The sequence below is a fragment of the Terriglobales bacterium genome (genome assembly GCA_035624475.1).
Classification (GTDB): domain Bacteria; phylum Acidobacteriota; class Terriglobia; order Terriglobales; family Acidobacteriaceae; genus DASPRL01.
On record DASPRL010000211.1, the window covers coordinates 1 to 6311 of the forward strand.

At 67.7% G+C, this 6311-nt stretch carries 3 protein-coding genes; all 3 read right to left on the minus strand.

The features are described from left to right. A partial coding sequence (locus VEG08_08765; protein HXZ28075.1) for a hypothetical protein occupies positions 1 to 3244 on the minus strand: 3244 nt, incomplete at its 3' end. Positions 3245 to 3375: 131 nt separating this feature from the next. Further along, positions 3376 to 4638 carry a DegT/DnrJ/EryC1/StrS family aminotransferase gene (locus tag VEG08_08770; GenBank protein ID HXZ28076.1) on the minus strand — a complete coding sequence of 421 codons (1263 nt, stop codon included), beginning with the start codon at positions 4636 to 4638 and terminating at the stop codon, positions 3376 to 3378. 19 nt (positions 4639 to 4657) lie between these two features. After that, positions 4658 to 6311 (minus strand): ABC transporter ATP-binding protein (locus VEG08_08775; protein HXZ28077.1); only part of this gene is annotated, 1654 nt, incomplete at its 5' end.

Genomic DNA, 6311 nt, shown 5'->3' on the forward strand with positions numbered 1-6311 from the left:
CGCTGCAGGACAGGGTCACGCTGCCGGCGAACGAGCCCGCCGCGGTCACCTGGAAGGTGACATCTTGCGCGGTGCCGTGCGGGATGGTCGGCGTGGTCGTCGAGAAGCTGGCCAGGTTGAAGTCGAGGATGTGCAGCGTGAGCGCGGTGTCGTTGGTGGTGCTGTTGCTGTCGGTGCCCACCCCGTGCAGGTTGAAGAGGTAATCGCCGGCCACATCGCTGGTGCTGATCGTGAAGGGTGTGCCGGGGCCGGTGACCGGCGTCACCGGATTGGGTGCGGGCGTGCAGGTCGAGGGCGGCGCGGTCCCCCCCGCCGTGCAGCTCAGGTTCACCGGGCTGTTGTAGCTGCCGGTGGCGGTGGCGTTGCCGTTGAAAACCGCCGGCAGCTGGCTGACGTACACCGTCTGCGGGGTGTTGCTCACCGGAAGTGTGTAGCCGCCGAAGGCCGAGGAAAGCTGGGTCTCGAAGATGCCGCGACCGTGGGTGCCGGCGCGCAGCTTCCCGCCCGGCGCCGACGCCAGCGAGAGCACCGCCACGTTGGGGAAGCTCAGGCCCCATTCCTGCCAGTTGGTGGAGCCGCCCTGGGTGGTGTCGCTGGCCATGAAGACGCCCACGTCGGTGCCCACATAGACGATGTTGTGGTTGCCGGGATCGACCAGCACGGAGTTCACGGGCGCGTCGGGCAGGTTGCCGGTGATGTCGGTCCAGTTCGTGCCCGCGTTGGTGGTCTTCCACACGTGGCCGGCGCCACCGGTGAAGCCCATGATGGTCATGTAGGCGGTCTGGCCGGTGTTGTCGCCGACCTGGTCGATGGCAACTCCCGAGACGGGAAAGCCGCCGGGGTTGGTGCTGCCGGTCTGGTCGGTCCAGGTGCCGGTGCCGCCGGCGGCGTTGGTGGTCGCCCAGATGTGGCCGCCGCCGGTACCGGCATAGACCACCTGCGAAAGTCCGCCGCTGGTGGCTCCGCCCGCCGCCAGGCTGGCGATGATGTTGTTCTCGCTGCCGTTGCAGGTGGCAGCCGTGCCGGTATCGAAGTTGAAGCTCAGCGCGGTCAGGGCCGATCCGTCGGCGACCCCGCGCCACACCCGGCAGGTGCCCACGATGGCGTCGGCGTCGTTCGCTGGGTCCAGCATGTAAGGGGTGTAGAAGGCGCCACTGTCGCCGCCCACCTGGCCGGAACCGATGATCGAATTGAAGGGCAGGGTCTCGATGCAGGGAATGCCCCCGCTGCACTTCTGGATGCTGACGCCGGTGTTGGTGGTGTACCAGTTGTTGCCGGTGTGGTCGATGAAGTTGTAGCCGCCGTCGCCGCCGTTGGCCATGAAGAACAGCGGCGGGGTCAGCACCGGGCTGCTCTGCCCGGCCGCGGTGGCGGGCGAGCCGTTGTCCTGGGTGCCGCCCAGGGTCACGCTGCCGTCCACCGGGTCGGTGGAGATCCAGATGAACTGGGTGAGCGAGCCCAGGGTAGAGGTGTTCAGGGAGTCGAGCGCGTTGCCGTTGGGGGCGGGGCCGCCGGCGCTGCAGTTTGTGCCTCCGACCAAGTTCCGGCTGTCGAGGGAGCGGTACACACCGCCGTCATTGCCCAGGTAGGCGATGACGCTCCCGCCCGACAGCACCATGAATCCGAAGCCGTGGTTGTCGGGATGCATGGTCTGGTAGTTGGCGTTGCCGCTGCAGCTCCCGTAGACGTGGCTTATGTTCATCCAGATGTTGCTGGTGCCGGAGGTCATGTTGCAGGTCTGGCTACTGTTGGCCAGCCGGCACTTGAAGAGGTTCACGGCGCCGATGTAGAGGTCGGTGCCCGTGCCGTTGGGCACGGCCGCGATGTAGAGGTTGTAGAAGCTCTGGCTCAGGTCGCAACCGCTGCCGACGGAACCGTCGCCACAACCGACGATGCCCGTGGAGGTAGGGCTAGTGGTGCCGTTAGAGATGTGGGTCCAGCCATTGACCACCCCGGCGGAGAAGGTGGCCCGGTAGATGTTGGCGGAGGAGGTGTCGCCGCTGCTGCCGACGAAGACGGTGTAGAGGTCGCCGGTGGAGGGCTGCACGGCGAGCTGCCCGCGGTACATCGGGCAACTGGAATTAGTCGCGGGCGTGCACGTAGTGGTAGGCAGGGAGCTGCCCGGCTGCACGGTCAGCCGCGTCCAGTTGTGGCCGTTGTCGGTGGAAGAATAGAAGCCGTGGAAGCGGATGGCGGCGTAGAAGGTGCTGTTGGTCGCGTCATAGACCACGTCGCTGACCGAGCAACCCTGGGGCGCGCTCTGGGCGGGAATGCAGATCTGGGTTGAGCCATCCTTGACGGTGGCCAAGCTCCAGGTCGCCCCGCTGTCGCTGGAATAGTAAAGCCCCTTCATGAAATTCAGCGTGTTGGAGGGGAAGAAGGTAGCGCCCGTGGCTGCCACCACCATCGCAGGGGTGGAGGTGTTGAAGGCGATCTTGCTGAAGCCCATGCCCTGGAACTGGTGGGTGCCGCCGTCGGCCGAGGAGATCAGGCTCCAGGCGTTGGCCGTGGGATCGAAGCGCAGGATGCCCTGCCCATAGTAGGAATCGATGGCGTTGTCGGGCTCGCCCGTGCCCACCAGGACGATGGGGCCGTGGGCGCCGCAGGCCCCGCTGCACGGCAGCACTGCGACCGCGCCCACCGACAAGGTGGAGGCGGCGGGATCGGTGTCGAAGAGCGAGGTCCAGGTCACGTTGGAGGCGGGAGAGGCTTTTCCGTTCGTCGTCTTCCACACCCCGCCGTAGGCGCTGCCCACGTAGACGGTGTTGCCGGTGCTGTCGTTGGGATCGACCACCACCGCCTGGACGCGGCCGCTGAAGTTGCCCTCATGACCGCCGCTGAAGCTGAAGTTGGTCGTCCCGTCGCTGCTGCTGGTGATGGGGGCAGGACCGAGGTTGGTCCAGGCAGGGCCGATGCCCTGCCCCATAGGCAGAGGACCTCCCGCCAGCCCGGGGCCGCCCGCCGGCGCGGCTTGCTGCCGGGCCTGCTGTTGGGCCTTGCGCAGCGCGATCTTCTGCTGGAAGGCACGATGCAGCAACGCGGCCGCATTCTTGCCGGGCACGATGCGGCCACGCAGGAACCAGGCCTGGCGGGCCGCGGGGTTGTCCCGCTCCTCTTCCTCCGCGTTGGCGGGTTGCGAGGCCTTGGGCGAGCGCACCGGCGCTTGGCCCAGAGCGATCATCGACGCGAACAGGACCGAGAACAGCAGTCCATACCGGAAGGAACGGCGCAGATTAGAAGGCATTCTTCGTCCTTAGTCTGGGCTCAATGAGGCAGTCATCTGCCGGGGAAAAGGGGGGCGCACTGAAAGTATCGTATTGGCGGGAAAGGCTGTCAAGGCGGCCCAGGTTACCAAAGTATGACTCCGGGAAGGTGTCAACCGGGCCCTGGCGCCCGGGTGGCGGCCTTCAGGACCTTGGCCACCGCCCGCACCGTGTCGCGCATGTCCTCCGCGGTGAGGGTGTGGTGCACCTGGAACATCAGGCTGGTCTCGCCCAATTCTCGCGCCACCGGCCGGCGCTGCTTGGGGCGCAGGGACTTGGGAAACATCTTTTCCAGGTAGATCTCGCTGCAACTACCCGCCAGGCAGGGGACGCCCTCGGCAGCGACGGCTTCCTGCACGCGCGTGCGGCTCCAGCCCTTGGCCAGGCGCTCCGGGCGCACGAACACATGGTACTTGTAGAAAGCGTGGCCGAAGGCGGGCGGCACCGGAGTCACGCGCAGCGCGGGCAGGGTGGCGAAAGCGGCGCTGAGGATCGCGGCATGGCGGCGGCGCACCGCCACCCGCGCCGCGATCTTCTGCAGCAGCACCCGCCCCATCGCCGACTGCATCTCGGTCAGCCGCCAGTTGCTGCCCGGACTCTCATGCAGCCAGCGGAAGCCCGGGGCATGCTTGCGCTGGTACACGGCCTGGTAGCTCTTGCCGTGGTCCTTGTAGCTCCAGGCGCGCTCCCACAGCTTGCGGTCGTCGGTGAGCAGCATGCCGCCTTCGCCGCCGGTGGAGACGATCTTGTCCTGGCAGAAGGAAAACGCGGCCAGGTCGCCCAGCGAACCCACCGGCCGGCCCTTGTAGGTGGCGCCGTGCGCCTGGGCGCAATCTTCGATCACCTTGAGCCTATGCTTGCGAGCCAGCGCCAGGATGGGGTCCATGTCGCAGGGCCAGCCGGCCAGGTGCACGGGGATGATGGCGCGGGTGCGGCGGGTGATCAGGGGCTCGACCGTGGCAGCGGTGAGGTTGCCGCTGTCGCGGTCCACGTCGGCGAAGACGGGGATGGCGCCGGACAGCAGCACGCAGGTGGCGGTGGCCACGAAGGTGCGGCTGGGCACGATGACCTGGTCGCCGGGCCCGATGCCAAGCGCACATAGCGCCAGCTCCAGCGCCAGGGTGCCGTTGGCTAGGGCCACGGCGTACTTCCGCCCCACGAAGGCGGCGAACTCCTTCTCGAACTCGCGCCCTTCCTCGCCCGTCCAGTAGTTGACCTTGCCGGAGCGCAGCACGGCGGCGGCGGCTTCCACCTCGTCGGCGGAGAATTCCGGCCAAGGCGCCCAGGGGCGGGTGCGCACGGGCGTCCCGCCGCCGATCGCCAGCCGTTCTTTCACCGCGGTGGCTGTGGTGGACATCAGAAGGTCGGCGTCCATCTTAAATCACCGGCCGGGCTCAGACACGGACCGGCTTCTCGGCCCAATCCAGCTCCCCGGAGCGCACCAGGCGCTGGAATTCCGGGTTGGTGGCCAGCAGGTGGTCGTAGGAGCCGCTAGCGACCAGGCGACCGGCCTGCAGCAGCAGTACCCGGTCCACGCGCTTCACCGTGGTGAGCCGATGCGCGATCACCAGCAGCATTTTGCCCTCGCAGCTTCGAAACAGCTCCCGCTGCACCTGCTGCTCGGTGGTCAGGTCCAGGGCGGAGGTGGCCTCGTCCATGACCAGCACCGCGGGGTTGCCGTAGAGGGCGCGGGCGATGCCTACGCGCTGGCGCTCGCCGCCGGAAAGCCGCACCCCGTTTTCCCCGATCAGGGTCTCGAGGCCGTGCTCCAATTTTTCCACGAAGGAGTCGAGGCTGGCGACCCGCAGCGCCTCCCACACTGCCTCGTCAGAGATCTCCGCCGGGTCCAGGCCGAAAGCGACATTGCGGCGGATGGAGTCGTCCAGCAGGAAGACGTGCTGCGGGATGTAGCCCACGCTGCGCCGCCAGCGCGGCAGCAGCTCGCGCAGCGGCGACCCATTGACCCGCACCTCGCCCTCCAGCGGCTCCAGCAATCCCAGCAGCAGGTCGAGGGTGGTGGTCTTGCCGGCGCCCGAGGTGCCCACAATGGCGACCTTCTCCGCCTTCCCTACGCGGAAGGCAACCTGATCCAGCGCGGGCCGCCGGGCCCCCTCGTAGCGGAAGCTGACGCCGGAGAATTCCAGCGACTCGATCGCCGACAGGGGCTGCACCTCTGCCGCCCGGGGCGTCACCGCAGTGGCACGCCCCAAATCGCGCAGGACGACCTCCAGCGCGGCCAGGCTGTTGCGGATGGAGGAGGAGGCCAACATGATGCGGTTGGCCGAGGCCATCAGCCGCAGCGCGGCCAGTGAGAACAGGCCCACCGTGGGGATGGCCACGCGCGCGCCTCCGCCGCGGACCAGCACGATCGCCCCGATCCCCACCATGGCCGCGACCGCAAAGGTCTCCAGCAGAAGCGTGGGCAGGGCGGCGGCCACGCGGTAGCTGCGCACCGCCCGCATGTACTCGGCCGTGGCGGCATAGAAGCGAGAGTGGAAGAACTGCTCCCGCAACCCCACCTTGGTCTCCTTGATACTTCCGAAGGCCTGGTTCACCCATTGCGTCATGGCCCCGCGCGCCCCCAGCGCCATCCGGCTGGCCCTCGCCAGCCGCCGCCGGATCAGCAGGTAGAAGACAGCGCCGCTGCCGCCGAACAGCAGCGCCACTCCCAGGGCCGAGGCCGGCGCCACGATCAGCATCATCACCAGGATGGCCGCGGCGATGATGCTCTCGGTCAGCAGCGTGGCCGCGGGCACCACGCTGTAGGTGAAGATGATCTCCACTTCCTGGGAGAGGTTGCGCAACAACAGGGCCGAGTTGGTCCCCAGGAAGAAGGAATAGGGCTGGGAGATGTACACCGAGAACAGGCGCGCGCTAGTCTGCAACTGCCGGTTCAGCAGGAAGCGAAACTGCGCGTAGGAGAGCAGCGACAAGTAGCCGTTCTTCAGGATGGAGATGGCCAGCACCAGCAGCCCGAAGCCCACCGTGAAGCGCACCAGCGACGGCTCTCCCGCATGGACATACAACCAGTGCAGGGAGCGGGACTGG

Bases quoted from the DNA above. Each gene is read 5' to 3' on its own strand.
- VEG08_08770 (HXZ28076.1), bottom strand. From the start codon at position 4,638: ATGGACGCCGACCTTCTGATGTCCACCACAGCCACCGCGGTGAAAGAA.